General features: G+C 75.7%; 10 protein-coding genes. 1 reads left to right on the top strand and 9 read right to left on the bottom strand.

Features of this window, described 5'->3' with window-relative positions; translation table 11 throughout:
* Positions 1 to 16: 16 nt before the first annotated feature.
* The 8 genes from EAD96_RS14990 to recN all read right to left on the bottom strand — a co-directional run bounded on the left by EAD96_RS14990 (position 17) and on the right by recN (position 12,254).
* Positions 17 to 1,747, bottom strand: coding sequence for a CTP synthase (locus EAD96_RS14990; RefSeq protein WP_120570446.1), 1,731 nt, complete (start codon positions 1,745 to 1,747; stop codon positions 17 to 19).
* Between the two features lie 283 nt (positions 1,748 to 2,030).
* Positions 2,031 to 4,478 (bottom strand): hypothetical protein, encoded by a 2,448-nt coding sequence (locus tag EAD96_RS14985; protein WP_121684705.1) that lies wholly within the window; start codon positions 4,476 to 4,478, stop codon positions 2,031 to 2,033.
* Positions 4,478 to 5,611: a glycosyltransferase family 4 protein gene (locus EAD96_RS14980; RefSeq protein ID WP_121684704.1), complete on the bottom strand. Its 1,134-nt coding sequence runs from the start codon at positions 5,609 to 5,611 to the stop codon at positions 4,478 to 4,480. Before EAD96_RS14980 ends, EAD96_RS14985 begins: the two co-directional genes overlap by 1 nt.
* Positions 5,608 to 7,305, bottom strand: a complete 1,698-nt coding sequence (murJ, locus tag EAD96_RS14975) for a murein biosynthesis integral membrane protein MurJ (RefSeq protein ID WP_121684703.1) — start codon at positions 7,303 to 7,305, stop codon at positions 5,608 to 5,610. Before murJ ends, EAD96_RS14980 begins: the two co-directional genes overlap by 4 nt.
* A 1-nt stretch (position 7,306) precedes the next feature.
* The gene (locus tag EAD96_RS14970; protein ID WP_121684702.1) at positions 7,307 to 8,170 is read right to left on the bottom strand and encodes a hypothetical protein; all 864 of its coding nucleotides are present in this window, start codon (positions 8,168 to 8,170) and stop codon (positions 7,307 to 7,309) included.
* Positions 8,171 to 8,230: 60 nt separating this feature from the next.
* Positions 8,231 to 9,172: a copper transporter gene (locus tag EAD96_RS14965; RefSeq protein WP_013285585.1), complete on the bottom strand. Its 942-nt coding sequence runs from the start codon at positions 9,170 to 9,172 to the stop codon at positions 8,231 to 8,233.
* 27 nt (positions 9,173 to 9,199) lie between these two features.
* Positions 9,200 to 10,378 carry a putative cytokinetic ring protein SteA gene (steA, locus tag EAD96_RS14960; RefSeq protein WP_120573844.1) on the bottom strand — a complete coding sequence of 393 codons (1,179 nt, stop codon included), beginning with the start codon at positions 10,376 to 10,378 and terminating at the stop codon, positions 9,200 to 9,202.
* Between the two features lie 118 nt (positions 10,379 to 10,496).
* Positions 10,497 to 12,254, bottom strand: coding sequence for a DNA repair protein RecN (recN, locus tag EAD96_RS14955; RefSeq protein WP_121684701.1), 1,758 nt, complete (start codon positions 12,252 to 12,254; stop codon positions 10,497 to 10,499).
* 79 nt (positions 12,255 to 12,333) lie between these two features.
* Here recN and EAD96_RS14950 point away from each other — a divergent pair, with 79 nt between their 5' ends.
* Positions 12,334 to 13,308, top strand: coding sequence for a helix-turn-helix domain-containing protein (locus tag EAD96_RS14950; protein WP_120570452.1), 975 nt, complete (start codon positions 12,334 to 12,336; stop codon positions 13,306 to 13,308).
* Between the two features lie 46 nt (positions 13,309 to 13,354).
* Here the strand turns inward: EAD96_RS14950 and EAD96_RS14945 are convergent.
* Positions 13,355 to 16,970, bottom strand: a 3,616-nt coding sequence (locus EAD96_RS14945) for a S8 family serine peptidase (protein ID WP_121684700.1), incomplete at its 5' end; no start/stop codon positions are given.

Raw genomic sequence — 16,970 nt, 5'->3', positions numbered from 1 at the left:
CGCGCGGACCGGCCGCTCACTTCGCGGACGCCTTCGCGCCACCGCCGCGGGCGGCCTTCTTCGACGCGCCGTCCAGGTCCACCGGCAGCTGGTCGGCCTGCGAGTACGCCACTGCGGCGCCGACGAACGCGGCGAACAGCGGGTGCGGACGGGTGGGCCGGCTCTTGAGCTCCGGGTGCGCCTGGGTGGCCACGAAGAAGGGGTGCAGGTTGCGGTCCAGCTCGACGAACTCCACGAGCCGGCCGTCCGGCGAGGTGCCGGAGATGGTCAGCCCGGCCTTGGTGAGCTGGTCGCGGTAGGCGTTGTTCACCTCGTACCGGTGCCGGTGCCGCTCGCTGACCTCGGTGCTGCCGTACGCCTCGGCGACGATCGAGCCCTCGGCCAGCTTCGCCGGGTACGCACCGAGCCGCATGGTGCCGCCCAGGTCACCGCGACCGGCGACGATGTCCTCCTGGTCGGCCATGGTGGCGATGACCGGGTGCACCGCCTCCTCGTCGAATTCGAGGGAGTTCGCCCCGTCGAGGTTGGCCAGGTGGCGGGCCACCTCGATGGTCATGCACTGCAGGCCGAGGCAGAGGCCCAGCAGCGGGATGCCGTTCTCCCGCGCGTACCGGGCGGTGCCGACCTTGCCCTCGATGCCGCGGACGCCGAAGCCGCCGGGGATCACGATGCCGTCGACGCCGGACAGCGCGGCGGCGGCACCCGCCGGGGTCACGCAGTCGTCGCTGGGCACCCACTTGAGCTGCACCCGGGCGCGGTGGCCGAACCCGGCCGCCCGGATCGCCTCGCTCACCGACAGGTACGCGTCGGGCAGGTCGACGTACTTGCCGACGAGCGCGACGGTGATCGTGTGCCGGGGCTGGTGCACCCGCTCCAGCAGGTCGTCCCAGCGGGTCCAGTCCACGTCGCGGAACGACAGGCCGAGCCGGCGCACCACGTACGCGTCGAGGCCCTCCCGGTGCAGCACCTTCGGGATGTCGTAGATGCTCGGCGCGTCCGGCGCGGCGGTGACCGCCTCCCGGTCGACGTCGCAGTACAGCGACAGCTTCTCCTTGACCTTGTCCGGGATCTCCCGGTCGCAGCGCAGCACCAGCGCGTCGGGCTGGATGCCGATGCTGCGCAGCTGCGCCACCGAGTGCTGGGTCGGCTTGGTCTTCAGCTCGCCCGACGGCGCCAGGTACGGCACCAGCGACACGTGCAGGTAGAAGCAGTTGTCCCGGCCCAGGTCGTGGCGGATCTGCCGGATCGACTCCAGGAACGGCAGCGACTCGATGTCGCCGACCGTGCCGCCGACCTCGGTGATCACCACGTCGGGCACCTGGCCGTCGGCGTCCGGGTCGGCCATGCCGCGGATCCGGGCCTTGATCTCGTTGGTGATGTGCGGGATGACCTGAACCGTGTCGCCGAGGTACTCCCCGCGCCGCTCCTTGGCGATCACCGCCGAGTAGATCTGGCCGGTGGTGACGTTCGCCTTGCCGGAGAGGTCCCGGTCGAGGAACCGCTCGTAGTGGCCGACGTCGAGGTCGGTCTCGGCGCCGTCCTCGGTGACGAAGACCTCGCCGTGCTGGAACGGGTTCATCGTGCCGGGGTCGACGTTCAGGTACGGGTCGAGCTTCTGCATCACCACGCGCAGTCCGCGCGCGGTCAGCAGACTGCCGAGGCTGGAGGCGGTGAGGCCCTTACCCAGCGAGGAGGCGACGCCCCCGGTGACGAAAATGTGCCTGGTCGTCCGTGCTGTTGGGGCCAAGGCCTGCTCCCGTGTCGTCCGTAGCGGTCGTGCGAACCGCCGTGCCGATCAGCAGAGTGATCACGCGATCCACGGGATTCCACGGTAACACCATCCGGACCGTGAGCCGGCGTCGCACCCGCTGTCGACGCACGTGAGGCCGGATCCGGCCCTCCCCCGGCCCGGATCCGGGCCCTTGATCGACACCAGCTCGCCGATGTGGTGCCTTCCACCGGGCCTCGACCCCGCCACCTCCCCGGACCGGCGGGGCGGCAGACCTGGCGGGCCGCGCGGGCGGCCCGGGTCAACCGGCGGGGATCTCCGAGGACGCCGGGGTCGGCTGTGCGGGCACCTGCGCCCCACGGGGCGCGCCAGCGGCGCGCGGCCCGTCCGGCGCCTCCGGGCCAGCGGAGTCCTGCCCGTCCGGTCCGGCCGGCTCCCCGGCCTCCCCTTGGTCGCCGGCGTCGTCCCCGACCCCACCGTCCCCGGCCGCACCGTCGCCGGCCGAGCCTTCGGCAGGCGACCGACCACCACCCGCACCGTCGCCACCCGCCCGGTCAGCGGCCGGGCCGTCGCCGGCCGCGCCGCCCCTGGAGGAGCCGTCCGGCCCGCCCGGTGGGACCGCGCCCGTCTCGCCCCCGCCACGGCCGCTGTCGGGCACCGTGCGGTCGGTGGAGTGGTCGAGCACCCGCAGCGCCGCCAGGGCCGCCATCGGCACCACGAGGGCCGCCGCCGCGCCCGCCACGTCCAGCGCCGACCCGCCGAGGACGCCGCCCAGCCCGACGGCCACGCCGGTGCCGGCCATCGCCGCCCGGATCGCCGGGTAGATGCCGAACAGCCGCATCAGCCCACCCCACGGCTGGAGCAGCGCGAGCCAGACCAGCGCGGCCCCGGCCAGGGCCAGCACGGTGAGCGGGCTGTTCACCAGCGTCTGGATGTTTGAGCTGCTGGACCGGTGCACGGTGAGCCCGCCGGTGCCGTCGCCCACAGCGGCCAGGAACCGGCCCAGGCTGCCCCGCTCGTCCGCCGGACGGCCCAGGTCGACCAGGGCGAACCCGACGGTGACCGCCAGCGCGGCCATGGTCGCCCAGGCCAGCCGGCTCACCGTCAGCCAGCCGCCGCTGCAGATCGCCGCCGCGACGCTCACCCCGGCGGTGAGCGCGATCGCGCCGATCGAGTCGGCGCCCAGGTACGGGCTGCCCACCACCACCACGGCGAGCCCGCCCACGGTCACCATCACCATCGGCCGCCAGCCCTTGCGGAACCGCTGGGCGAGCCAGCCGCCGCACAGCAGCGCCCCGGCGATGAACACGCCCAGCCCGACGGTGCCGAGCCCGGCGTACCGGCCGCCCTCCAGCGCCGAGTAGCCGACCACGCCGTTGAGCTGCAACCGGGAACCGGTGAGCACGTCCACGCCGACCACGAGCGTGGCCAGGCCGGCGACCGCACCGAGCGGACCGAGCGTGCGCTCGTGCCCGGGACTGAACCGGACCGCGGCGGTGCCGCCGACGATCAGAAGCGCGGTCACCGAGGCGTACCAGAGGCCGGCGTGGTCCCCGCGCCACCAGGGCACGGCGTCCGCGAGCAGCGCCGCGGGCACCGCCAGCGCGGCGGCGATCAGCAGCAACTCCACCACCGCGACGATCCGCCGGGACACCGGTTCCGGCCCGTGCGGTCCGGCGAGCCGGCGGGCGCGGCGCAGCAGCGGCAGCACCGCCACCGCGAGGGCGATCTGGGCGGCGGCGAGCAGCGTGAAGAACCAGCCGGCGACGCGGCGCTGGGCGGCTGCCTCCCGGTCCGCGTCGGCCGGCGCCTCGATCGCGGCCCGCAGGTCGTCCGGCCGGTCGTCGACCGTCACCGCGGGCCGGCCGAGGAACGCCCGTTCCGGCATCGGCTTGTCGAGCACGGCGAGCACCGTCGGGGCCAGGTCGATCAGTTGCAGGTAGCCGGACCGGGCGGTGCTGGGCGAGGTCAGCCAGCCGCCCTCCCAGCCGGGACCGTCGGCGATGGCGACGTGCAGCCGGGACGGGGAGTCGGTGTCGGACACGCCGGCGACGAGCACCAGCGAGCGCGGCGGCCGGGCGGCAAGCACCCGGGCCAGCCGGGCGTCGGCCTGCCGCGCCTGGGCGGCCCGTACGGCCGGATCGTCGTCGTCGACGGTGCCGACGTCGACGATGCTCAGCACGCAGGAGCCGAGCAGTTCCGCCGGGTTCTCGGGGAGCGAGGGGGCGTACCTGTCGACCCGGCCGAACGGGCGGGCCGCGGCCACGGCGGCGCCCGGCCCGACCGCCACCGAGCAGCGCACCGACTCGGCCAGCGCGCCCGGCGTCGCGCCCCAGGACAGCTGCTCCTGGTTGTGCACGACCGCGCTGCCCTGGTCGGGCAGGTTCGCGCCGATGCCGTCGGGCCGCTCGATCGTCACCCCGGCGGCCGGGCAGCCACCGCCCGGGCGGGCGCCGGGCCAGGCGGCGAAGTTCCCCGCGCCGAGCGTGAGCCAGCCGTCCACCGGGCAGGTGGGGCGGTGCGCGGAGCGTACCGAGAGCGACCCGATCGCGCCCTGCTCGGCCATCCGCCACAGCGTCGGCGTGTTCTCCGGGTCGACGTCGTCCCACCGCAGGCCCGCCGCGCCGACGAGCACCACGAAGTCGGCGTTCGGCCGGGTCGCGCCGTCGTCCGGGCGGGCGGACAGCGCGGTGATGCCCAGCGCCACCACGACCAGGGTCAGCAGCACCGGGGTGAGTCTGCGCAGCATCAGCGGTTCCCGGTCGAGAGCTGGGGTGTCAGCTCGGCGTAGAGGCCGGCGAGCGCGGCCACGGTGTCCGCCTCGGTGGGCCAGGTCGCGGCCCGCGCCAGGCCGCGCCGGCCCAGGTCGGCCCGGCGTACGGGATCGTCGAGCAGGTCGCGCACGGCCGCGTCGACGGCGTCCACGTCGCCGGGCGGCACCAGCACGGCAGCGTCGCCGACCAGGTCCGGCAGCCCGCCGACGGCGGTCGCGACGAGCGGTACGCCGGCCCGCAGCGCCTCCTGCGCGAACAGCTGGCGGGCCTCCCAGTCGCTCGTCACCACCGCGAGGTCGGCGGCGCCCAGCAGGTCCGCCACGTCGGCGCGGTGCCCGAGCAGCGTCACCGGCGCGCGGGCGGCCGAGATCCGGGCGGCCAGCGGCAGGTACGCCGGACCGCTGCCGGCGATCACCACGAGCGGGGCGGGAGTACGGGTGCGCCAGCGGGCGGCGGCGTCGATCAGCACGTCGTACCGCTTCTGCGGGTGCAGCCGGCCCACCGAGAGGATCAGCGGCCGGTCGGCGGCGACGCCGAACTCGGCGCGTACCGCCGTGCGGCGGCGGCGCGGCGCGGGCAGCGTCGGCGCGGCGACCGGGGCCAGGCGGGCGTCGGTGGCGCCGAGCGCGGCGGCGCGGTCGACCAGGTCGGCGGAGGCGCCCAGGGCGACCCGCACGGACCGGGCGACGACCCGTTCGACCAGCCGGGACACGGTGCCGCGCAGGCCACCGGCGAGGACCGCGTTGTGCCAGGTGACGACCAGCGGCGCGGCGGGGCGGGCGAGTGCGGCGACCAGGCCGGCGCGCAGCCCGTGCGCGTGCACCACGTCGGCGGGCGTGTCCGCGAGCGCCCGGCGCAGCGCGGTGACCGCGCGCGCGTCGCCCGGGGTGGGACTGGCCGGGATCTCCACCGGCGTGAACCGGGCCCCGGCGCCGGTGAAGTCGAACTGTTCCTCGGTCGCGGACGGGCCGCAGACCAGTACGGACGCGCCGGCCTCGGTCAGTCCTCGGGTGATCGAGCGGACGTGCTGCCCGACCCCGCCGGTGCTGGAGGCGAGCACCAGAGCCACCGACCCGGGCCAGCGCGGTGCCGGCGAGGCGTCCGTCATGAGGAAACGGTCTCCCTTCCGTCACCCCGCTCGCCGGGGTGCTGCTGCGCCGGCGAGCCGTCGTCCCCGCCGGCCGGGCGTCGCCGGCGCAGCCGGCGGGTCACGGTCGCGAGCAGCGGCCGCAGGTCGCGGGCGTCGGTCAGCCAGGCGACGGCGAGGAACAGGACACCGACCACGACCCCGGACAGCATGCCCTGCGCGAGGGCCCACTGTGTCGTCGGGGTGCCGTCGCCGAGCCCGGCGAGTCCCGCCGCGACGGCCGCCCCGCCCGCTCCGGCGACCACTGCGGCGAGCAGCCCGGCGGCCCCGGCCCGGCCGATCCCGGCCAGCGCGTCGCCGCCGGCGGCCCGCCGGACCGCGGCGATCAGCAGCACGCCGAGCAGCAGCATGCCGGCCGAGGACGCCAGCGTCACCGCGAGCACCCGGTCGGCCAGCGGCGCCACCTGGGCGGCCAGGACGGCCAGCACGGGCACGCTCAGCCAGCCGACGGCGGTGGCGACGGTGGCCGCCCGGGTCTCGCCCCGCGCGTACAGCGCGCGGGTGAGGACCGCGAACAGGCCGTAGCCGACCAGGCCGGGCGCGAAACCGGCGATCCCGGCCGCGGCGGTGCGCGCGTCGAGGGGGTCGGAGAAGAAGAAGTGCCCGACCGGGATGGCGGTGCCGACGAGCGCTGCGGCGCCGAGCAGGCTGAGCAGCACGACCCCGCGTACCGCCGGGGCCAGGGTCTCCCGGTAGGCGCGCTCGTCGCCGGTGGCCCGGGCCGCGACGAGCGTCGGGTACGCGGCCACCGCGAGCGGCACCGCCAGCACCGCCCAGGGCAGGAAGTAGACGGTCTGGGCGAGGTTGTAGACGCTGACGTCGGCGGTGCGGCCGTAGGTGACCTGGTTGAGCGCGACCACCAGGGCGATCTGCTGGGCGGCCACCGTCACCGCCCCGGCGACCACCAGACCGCCCACCCGGGCCCGGGCGTCGGCCGGGAACCGGTAGCCCGGCCGGACCCGCAGCCGCAGCCGGCGCACCGGGATCAGCAGCGACAGCGAGAGCACCACCACGCCGAGCGTGGTGCCGGCCGACAGCAGCAGCTCACCGCCGCGCCCGGCCTCCCCGATCGTCGCCAGCCGCCCTTCGGCGGCGGTGAAGCCCAGGTAGACGCCGATGACCGTGACGCTCGACAGCAGCGGCGCGATCACCGGCCAGGCGAAGCGGCGGTGCGCCTGGAGCACACCGGTCAGCACGATCCCCACGCCGTACAGCGGCAACTGCGGCGCGAAGACCCGCAGCATCCGCGCGCCGGACGCCTGCTGGGCCTCGCTGAGACCGTTTCCGATCAGGCCCGGCAGCGGGTCGGCGAACACCGCCAGCAGCACCGCCAGCGGAACCAGCAGGCTCAGCGTCCAGGTCAGCAGCGCGCCGGTCGTGGCGGCCACCGCGCGCCGGTCACCCGCCTCGACGGCGCCGGCCAGCAGCGGTACGACGAGACTGGCGAGCGCCCCGCCGGCGACGATCTCGAAGATGAAGTTCGGGACGTAGTTGGCCACCAGGTAGGCGCCGCCGAGATCGGTGGGGCCCAGCATCCAGGTGAACACCGCGGTCCGGCCGAAGCCGGCGAGCCGGCTGAGCACGGTGAGGACGGCGATGAGGGCGGCCGCCCCGGCGACCCGGCCGGCGGCGGCGAGAGGAGCCGGTTTCGTCACGTCAGTCCGGGAGCCGGCCCAGCTCGTCGAGGTGCCGCAGCCCCGGCGTCCGTGCGATGACCTGGGTGAAGCTGACCTTCTCGCTGGCGGCGGTGAGCGCGGCGAGCACGGCCAGCACGCCCGCCCGGCCGAGCGGCCCGGTACGCGCGGCCAGACTCACCCCGAGCAGCGCGCCGAGCGCGTTGGCGCCGCTGTCGCCCACCATCACCCGCTCGCCGAGGTCGTCACCGACCAGCGCGGCCGACGCGCCGACCGCGCCCGCGGCGACGCCGCCGTACGGGCCGGTGGTCAGCGGCGCGCCGAGCAGCATGCCGGACTTCAACGCCCGGCCGGGCCGCAGGTCGAGCAGGTTGACCAGGTTCGCCGTGCCGGCCACCACGCCGGCGCCGAGCAGCACGTCGAGCCCTCGGCCGAACGCCCCGGCGCGCCGGCGGCGCGGGTGCGCGGCGACCCGGCGGTCGGCGGCGAGCAGCGCGGCGGCGCCCAGCCCGGCCACGCCCACCCCGGCGACCTTGACCATCCCGGCGGTGACCTGACCCTCGCGCAGCGCGGCGAGGTGCCCGGCGAACCCCTTGGCGGCCTTCTGTTCGGGGCGCGCGCCGACCACGTCGTCGTAGAGGCCGACAGCGCCCGCGCCGAGCCCGGCGACGAGCGCGGCGGCGCCGGCCGGGGCGCTACCGGCGCCCAGCGCGGCCCCGGTGGCCGCGCCGACGGCCAGGGCCGGACCGGCGGCCAGGGTCACGGTGCGGCCCCGGTAGTTGGTGCGCTCCAGCGCCGGCCCGCCCGGCGACGTGCGCGTCTGGCGCAGCGTGTACCGGGCGGCCAGCACCCCCGCGCCCACTGCGAGCAGCCGACCCAGTCTCACGGGACCTCCTCGATCCGGACTTCGAACGCGACGCGGCACGGACCGGGCGGCCCGGAGCGGTCACCGGGGCAGTGTAGGCACCCGGGCGGCAGCGTTGTCGCCCACGCCGTACTGGCCGGTCTTCTTCTCGGTGAGCTGCTGCGCCAGGGCGAGGCTGGTGACCAGCTGGCCCTGCACGGTGTTGGCGTTGTCGACGGTGGAGATGGTCTGCGAAAGCACCGGGTCGCCGCGCACCACGGAGACGAGGTTGCCGCCGGTCGAGCCCATGCCGGCGACCACGAGCGCGCCGGCCCGGTCGAACTGCTCGGCGATCTTCACCACCGACTCGTCCTTCTTCGCCGAGTCCTTGTCCACGTACGGCTGGCCGGTGACCATCACCACCGCCTCTGCGGCGGTGGAGATCCGGTCCGCCGGAGTGAGGTATCCGGCGGTGGCGTACTGCTCCAGCACGGCGCGCCGGTCGGCGTCGCTGACCGGCGGGCTCCCGGCCGGGCGGTCCACCAGCACGTTGGCCAGCAACGCGCTGGAGGTCTCCACGCCGTGCCCGTTGCCGGGCAGGTTGCCGGTGGGGGCGCTGTTCGGCCGGGCCGCGGTGACCGCCAGTTCCAGCAGGTTGTTGTTGCTGTCCGGGTTGACGAACTTGTCCTGCACGTCGATGCGGCCGGTGACGTCGGCGCCGGCGGTCTGGAGCATCTTCACCACGCCCTCGGCCTGGTCCCGGCCGCTGGGCAGGGTGAGCACCAGCACCCGGCGGCCGGTCAGCTTGCCGGGCAGCACGAGCTGGGCCATCTCGGCGGCGAAGTCCTCCTCGGTCTCCAGCTGCTTCTGCATGCTGTTGACCGACTGGCGCATCAGCGAGTTGTCCTTGCGCAGGCCGTTGACGTTCTCCCGGAGCGAGTCGGCGACCGGCCCGTTGAGGGCGGCTGTGCCGACCACCAGGCCGATCGCCAGCGCCAGGAACACCGCGGTCAGGGACACCACGTGGTAGCGAAAGTTGATCACGCTTGCAGCCTCTTGATCGTCGGGGAGCTAGAAGAGCTGGCCGAGCTGGAACACGAAATTGTCCCACCATTCGGAGACCACGCCCAGATACGCCTTCCCGACGGTGGAGACCGCCACCGCGGAGGCCATCGCGGCCACCGCCGACAGGACCAGCAGCAGCAGCGACGACCCGGAGATGCTCTGCCGGTAGAGCCGGCTGACGCCCTTGGCGTCGACCAGCTTGCCACCGACCTTCAGCCGGGTCAGGAACGTCGACGCCATGCCGCCGCGCCCCTTGTCGAGGAACTCCACCAGGGTGGCGTGCGTGCCGACCGCCACCAGCAGCGAGGCGCCCTTCTCGTCGGCCAGCAGCATGGCCAGGTCCTCGCTGGTGGCCGCCGCCGGGAAGGTGATCGCCGGTACGCCGAGCCCGTTGACCCGGGCCAGGCCCGGCGCCCGCCCGTCCGGGTAGGCGTGCACGATCACCTCGGCGCCGCAGCGCAGCACGTCGTCGGTGACCGAGTCCATGTCCCCGATGATCATGTCCGGGGTGTAGCCCGCCTCGACCAGCGCGTCGGCGCCGCCGTCGACGCCGATCAGCACCGGCTTGAACTCCCGGATGTACGGGCGCAGCACGTCCAGGTCGGCCTTGTAGTCGTAGCCGCGCACCACGATCAGGCAGTGCCGGCCCTGGATCTGGGTCTGGATCTCCGGTACGCCGACGCCGTCGAGCAGCAGGTCGCGTTCCTGCCGCAGGTAGTCCATCGTGTTGGCGGCGAACGCCTCCAACTGCACCGACAGGCCCTCCCGGGCGTCGGCCATCGACTTGGCCACTGTCTCGGCGTCCTGCAACGAGCCGTGCGCGACCGGCTCGTCGCCGGCGAAGACGGTGTTGCCCTCGATGCGGACCCGGTCGCCCTCACGGACCTGTTCGAAGACGCTCTCGCCGAGATCGTCCAGCAGCGGGATGCCGGCCGAGATCAGCACCTCCGGGCCGAGGTTGGGATAGCGCCCGGAGACCGACGGCTTGGCGTTGAGCACCGCCGCCACACCCACCGCGACGAGCGAGTCGGCCGCCACCCGGTCCAGGTCGACGTGGTCGATGACCGCGATGTCGCCGGGTCGCAGGCGCCCGACCAGCCGTTTCGTCCGGCGGTCGAGGCGCGCGGTGCCGACGATCGAGCCCGGCTCCGGGTTCCGGCTCCGGCGCAGTGTGGGTAGACGCATCGTGACCATCCTGGCATGTGAGGCAGGTTTTGCTGTCGCGACATGCCTGAGCAGGGCCGCCTACCCAGGGAAGCACACCGGAACCCGCGGCGGTGTGCTTGCGCTCACAATAGGGACGTCACGGACGTCTTTCCTTGGCCGCCACGGCCAGGAGCTCCTCGGCATGGGCGATACCCAGATCCGAGTCCGGCAAACCGGCGAGCATCCGGGCCAGTTCCCGGGCGCGTTCGGTGTCCTCCACCACGCGCACCCCGCTCGTGGTGACCGCTCCCCCGGTGTCCTTGGCCACCACGAGGTGCCGGTCGGCGAACGCGGCGACCTGCGGCAGGTGCGTGACCACGAGCACCTGGTGGCTGCGGGCCAGCCGGGCCAGCCGGCGGCCGATCTCCACCGCGGCCTGGCCGCCGACACCGGCGTCGACCTCGTCGAACACCAGCGTGGGCGGGCCGCCGGAACCGGCGAAGACCACCTCGATGGCGAGCATCACCCGGGACAGCTCGCCGCCGGAGGCGCCCTTCTGCAACGGCAGCGCCGGAGCGCCCGGGTGCGCCAGCAGCCGCAACTCCACCTCGTCGGCGCCGTCCGCGCCAACGCCGGTCTCGACGCCGTTGACCGGCAGGCTCGGCTCGGACCGGCCCGCCGGGCGCGGCAGCACCGCCACCTCGATGCGGGCGTGCGGCATGGCCAGCCCGGCCAGCTCGACTGTGACCTCCTCGGCGAAGCGGACCGCCGCCTCCCGCCGGGACGCCGAGACCCGGCCGGCGAGGTCGGCCACCTCACCGGCGAGCCGGGTCGCCTCGCGGTCCAGCTCGTCCAGCAGCTCGTCGGAGGTGTCCAGATCGGACAGCCGGGTCCGCGCCCGCTCGGCCCACGCCACCACGCCGTCGACGTCGTCGGCGTACTTGCGGGTCAGCCCGCGCAGCGCGGCCCGCCGCTCGTAGACGGTCTGGAGGCGGGCCGGGTCGGCGTCCAGCGCGGCCAGGTAGGCGGACAGCTCCGCGGCCACGTCGGTGACGAGCGTGGCCGCCTCCTCCAGCCGGGCCGCCAGTTCGCCCAGCGCCGGGTCGGTGCCGGCCTGCGCCTCCAGCGTGCGCCGCGCGGTGCCCAGCAGCGCCGTCGCGTCCGGCGTCTCGTCGGTCGCCTCGACGCCACCGGCCACGCACTGCTGCGCCACCTGCGCGGCGGTGCGCAGCCCCTCGGCGTGCTCCAGCCGCTGCGCCTCGGCCTTCAGCTCGGCGTCCTCCCCCGGCTGCGGGTCGACCCGGGTGATCTCGTCCAGGCCCAGGCGCAGCAGGTCGGCCTCCTGGTTGCGCTCGCGGGCGTTGCGCCGCCGGTCGGCCAGGTCGTCGACGACAGTGCGCCACCGGGCGTACGTCTCGCGCAGCGCGTCGAGCAGCTTCTCGTGCTCGGGACCGGCGAACCGGTCGAGCGAGGCGCGCTGCTCGGCCGGGCGCAGCAGACGGAGCTGGTCGGACTGGCCGTGCACGGCGAGCACCTGCTCACCGACCTCGCCGAGCGTGGACACCGGCATGGCGCGCCCGCCCAGGTGCGCCCGGGACCGGCCCTCGATCGTCACGGTGCGGCTGAGCAGCAGTGAGCCGTCCTCGTCGGGCTCGCCGCCGGCGTCGACGATGCGGGCGTGCACCGACTCGGCCACCCGCCCGCTCAGGCGTAGCCGGCCCTCCACCACGGCGCGGCCCGGCTGGGCGCGCACCCGGCCGGCGTCGGCGCGGCCGCCGAAGAGCAGGCCGAGGCCGGTCACCACCATGGTCTTGCCGGCGCCGGTCTCGCCGGTGATGACGTTCATCCCCGCGGCCAGCGGCAGCGTCGTGTCCTCGATGACGCCCAGTCCGGTGATGCGCAGCTCTTCCAGCACAGCACCCGACAGTAGCCCCGCCCTGTGACAGTTGACCAGCCGGCAGGGCGGGGCGCGGGCACCCGTACAGTTCAGCCCCGTGCTGGAGGAGATCGGCCTGACCCCGGACGAGGAGGAGCTCTACCGCTGCCTGGTCAGGGCGAACACGGCCCGGGTCGGTGAGCTCGCGCAGCGGCTGGGGCGGCCCCGCGCGGAGGTCGTCGCCCGGCTGGACGCCTTGCGGGACAAGGGTCTCGTGCTGCCGACCGGGCCGGGACCGGACGCGCCGCTGCGGCCGCTCGCGCCGGACGTGCCGCTCGGTGAGGCGCTGCTGCGCCGCCAGTCGGCGCTGGAGGAGGCCCGCGCCGCGGTGACCCAGCTCGCCGAGGACTACCGGGCCGGGATGCGCCGCCACGACGCCGCGCACCTGGTCGAGGTGGTCACCGGCGCGCGGGCGCTGCGCGAACGGCTGCGCGAGCTGCAGAACGGCGCGCGCGAGGAGGTGCTCTGGTTCTGCCGGGCGAACCCGCTGGCGATGCCCGGGCCGGAGAACGTCGAGGAGTTCGACGCGCTCGCCCGCGGTGTGCGCTACCGGGCCATCTACGAACGGGCGATGCTGCTGGAGCCGGGCGCGCTGGCCGACGTGGAGCGGGGCGTACACGCCGGGGAGCAGGCCCGCGTGCTGGACCGGCTGCCGGTTCGACTGGCCGTGGTGGACGGTCGTACCGCCGTCTGCCCGCTGGTGCCCGACCGCGACGGCGGCGAGCCGACCGCAGCGGTGATCGGCCGCAGTCAGCTGCTGGACGCGCTGGTCGCGCTCTTCGAGAGCCACTGGCTGATGGCCACGCCGCTCGGCACGCCGGCCGACCGGGCCGCCACCGGCTACCAGCCCGACGGCGACGAGGCGCGGCTGCTGTCGCTGTTCGTGGCCGGGGTGCCGGACAAGTCGATCGCGTCACAGCTCGGCGTGAGCCGCCGTACCGTGCAGCGGCGGCTGGCCGACCTGATGGCCGCCGCCGGCGTCGACACCCGGCCCGGGCTGGCGTTCCAGGCCGCCCGGCGCGGCTGGATCTGACCGGGGCCGGGGCGGGACGGCCCCAGGACCGCCCCGCCCCGGCGTCTCACCGCAGCCCGTACGCGTCGATCACGGTCTGCGTCACGGTGCTGCCGGACCGGTCCCGCGCCGAGACGCGCAGCGACACCGTGCCGCGCCCGGCCGGCACCTCGGCGGTGAACCGGGTGCCGGAGCCGCGTACCGGCGCCGTGCGCCAGGTGCGTCCGCCGTCGAAGGACACCTCGGCGCGTACCGTCGCGCCGGCCGGCGCGGGCAGGCCCGCCGGGTGGCGCAGCGTCAGCCCGACTGCGTGCTTCCGCTTGCCGGGCACCTCACCACGCAGGTCGGCCGGCACCCGGTAGTCCACCTGCAGCAGCGGCAGCGGCCGGGCCGCGTCACCGGCCGGACGGGCCGAGGTGAACTCCCACGCCGTCTCGGTACGGGTCGCCCACCGCCACTGGGCCGACGACCGTGCCGTGGTCACGTCGAGGCGGTAGCGGGCCGGACCGGCGGTTGCAGGCACCGGCGCCCAGCCGTCGGACAGGTCGGCGATCTGCCGCCCGTCCCGGCTGACCCGGCGGGTCACCGTGTCCTGCTCCTCCGAGCGGCTGTCCACGCCGGCGTGACCGTCGGCGTCGACGAACTCGGCCACCCGCAGGTCGAGCGTGTCGGCGGTCCGGCTCGGCGCGGCCGCACCGGCCGGCACCGCGGGGCGCACCAGCGGCGCGTGCCACGACTCGGTGGTCCGGTCGGTGGCCGCGTAGCGCCGGGGCCGGTCGGACAGGCCGCCGGTCAGCGTCCCCATGCTGGAGAACATCAGCCGGTGCAGCACCCGGTGCTGCCACCACGAGTCACCGGAACTGACGTACTCCCGCCGGGTCGTCCCGGTACGCACCATCCGCTGGTCGTCGTTCCAGGAGAACTCCTGCCAGGGCCGCCACCCGAACCGCTGCTCGGTGGCCCAGTCCAGGCCGCCGGTGTCGCCGTAACGCGCGGTCACCTCGGCCGTGTTGGCGGCGGTCACCCGGTGGGTGATCCGCTCCGGCACCCGGCCCCGCGACACCTGGAACACGTCGTAGAGGTACGGGCTGTCCACGGTCAGCGTGAGGTCGATGCGGGCCCGGCCGGTACGCGCCGCCGCGAGCAGCCGCTGCCCGTCGTCGTACGCCACCGCAAGCGCCGGCGCCGGAAGCCGGTCCCCGGTCGGACGCCACACCGTCCACGCGCTCTGGTCCGCCGGCCGGACGATCAGCACCGCCTTCGCGCCGGCCGCCGCCGCGGCTGCCACCTGCTCCTCCTCGGACCGGTCGGCGGACGCGGTGAGCAGCGCAGCCGCGCCCCGCACCCCGGCCAGCTCACCCGGCGCGCCGGTGCCGGCCGCGACCAGGCGCAGCCGTTGCCGCCCCGCCGGAGCCGGCGACTGGCCCATCAGGTTGACGTCCGGCGCTCCGGACACGCCGCTGACGTCGATGTCGACCATCGGCGCGACGAGCTGCCAGCGCGAGGAGAACTCGAACTCGCCGCGGCGTACCTGCCGGGTCGGGGTCACGTTGAGCTGCTGCACGGTGCTGAACGTCATGACGCCGTGGTCGACCTGGCGGCCGTTGCCGAACACCCGGTGCTGGTAGAAGCTCAGGATGGCCCGCTGCTCGGAGGGTTTCGGCGTCTCGATCCGTACCGGTGTGCCGCGCCGCGGGTCGAGCACCACGGTGAGGTCCCGGTCCACTGTCAGCTCCGGGTCGGTGACCAGGGTGAGCTGCTCGTCCAGCGGCGCGCCGTGCTCGATCAGCGCGTGGAGCAGGTAGGGGCCCTCCTCCACCTGGATCTGCCACTCGTCGCCGCCGCCGAGCCAGCCCAGCGCGTCCGACTCGGGGTGTTCGCCGAACAGCGTCACCACCGGCGCCGGTCCGGGCCGACCGGCCAGGTCCAGCGCGCGCAGCGTCACGGTGTGCTGCGGGCCGCTGAGCGTCAGACCGACAGCGGTGCGCACCGTCACGCCGTCCGCGCCGGTGGCCACCAGCCAGCCGCCGTGCGGGCCCCGGTCCAGCCGGGCCGGGTCGGCGCGCAGCGGCACGTCCACGCCGCCGCCGGCCGGCACAGTGACCGTGGCGGCGCCCAGCGTCAGGCCGTCGGTCTCGGCCGCGCCGCTGTCCAGGTTGCGCAGCTCCAGCGCGAGACGCAGCGTCTGCGCGGCAGCGGTGCCGTTGACGTAGCGCACCGTCCGGGTCGCGGCCGGCCCGCCGGTGGTCAGCCGGCCGAAGTCGGCGGTGGCCGTGCCGTACACCCGCTGGCGCAGCGCGCGGGCCACGTCGACCCGCCCGGCGCCCTGCTCGAACACCGTCGCGCCGGTGCTCGGCCGGGTCGTGCTCACCAGCGCGTCCTTGAGCTGCGCGGCGGTCCATCCGGGATGCTCCTGGGCCAGTACGGCGGCGGCACCCGCGACGTGCGGCGTGGCCATCGAGGTACCGGAGGCGCGGGTGTAGGCGTCGTCGACCGGCGTACCCATCGTGGTGCCGGCGGCGCGGGCGGCGACGATGCCGACGCCCGGCGCGGTGATCTCCGGCTTCAGGCCGTTGTCGCCCAGCCGCGGGCCGCGGCTGGAGAAGTCGGCGAGCACGTCGTCGCGGTCGACCGCCCCGACGGTGAGCGCGGCGGTGGCCGCGCCGGGCGAGCCGACGCTGCGCGGCTCGCCGTCGTTGCCGGCGGCGATCACGAACAGCGCGCCGGTGGAGGCGGTGAGGTCGTCGACGGCCTGGCTCATCGGGTCGGTGCCGTCGGTGGGCGCGCCGCCGAGGCTCATGCTGACCACCTTCGCGCCGGAGCGCGCGGCCCACTCCATGCCGGCGATGATGCCGGAGTCGTAGCCGGAGCCGGAGTCGTCGAGCACCTTGCCGACCAGCAGCCGCGCGCCCGGCGCGACGCCCTTGCGCAGCCCCGCCGAGGCCGCGCCGCTGCCGGCGACGGTGGCCGCCACATGGGTGCCGTGGCCGTGGCCGTCCCGGGCGCTGCCGCCGCCGGTGAAGTCGCGCGCCTCGGCGATCCGGCCGGCCAGATCGGGGTGGCCGGCGTCCACGCCGGTGTCGAGCACCGCGACCCGCACCCCGGCGCCGTCGCGGCCGGCCGCCCAGGCGGCGGGCGCGCCGATCTGCGGGACGCTGTGCTCCAGCGCCACCCGGGCCCGCCCGTCGAGCCAGACGCGTTCCACGCCGGCGCCGAGCCGGACGGCTCCGGCGCCCGCGGCGCGGGCCTGCGGCGCCTGCCGCAGGGACGTCCACAGCGCGGCCAGGTCGTCCTTGTCGACGCGCAGCGCGGCGCCGTTGATGCTGGACAGCGGACGGGACTCGGCGGCGACGGCGAGCGGGCGCACGCGCCCGGCGGCCGGCTCCCGGTAGCGCACGATCAGCGGCAGCGCCTTCTGGCCCGCGTCGCCGTAGCCCTGCTCGGCCAGCGCCTGCACGTCGAACAGGTCCGGGTCGAGCACGCCCGCCGACACGTACGGCACGACGTCGGCGGGAAGCACCCGCAGCCCGCCCTCGACCTGCGTGGTCTGAAAGACGATCCGGTCACGGCCCGGCCCGGGGTGGACCGTGGCGGCGATCCGGCCCGGCGCGGCCCGGACCAGCTCGACCTGGTCGCCGGTGATCAGCGTGACGCGGGCGGGCGGCGCGCCCGGGGCGGATGTG

The organism is Micromonospora sp. BL1 (assembly GCF_003667485.1).
In the GTDB taxonomy this organism is placed as follows: domain Bacteria; phylum Actinomycetota; class Actinomycetes; order Mycobacteriales; family Micromonosporaceae; genus Micromonospora; species Micromonospora tulbaghiae.
The sequence above is the reverse complement of the archived record's forward strand: the minus strand, read 5'-3'. Positions and strand labels throughout refer to the sequence as shown.

What these genes read in the sequence shown, in the direction of transcription:
- EAD96_RS14980 (WP_121684704.1), bottom strand. Translation starts at nt 5,611, where the DNA reads ATGACGGACGCCTCGCCGGCACCGCGCTGGCCCGGGTCGGTGGCTCTG.
- steA (WP_120573844.1), bottom strand. Translation starts at nt 10,378, where the DNA reads ATGCGTCTACCCACACTGCGCCGGAGCCGGAACCCGGAGCCGGGCTCG.
- EAD96_RS14985 (WP_121684705.1), bottom strand. Translation starts at nt 4,478, where the DNA reads ATGCTGCGCAGACTCACCCCGGTGCTGCTGACCCTGGTCGTGGTGGCG.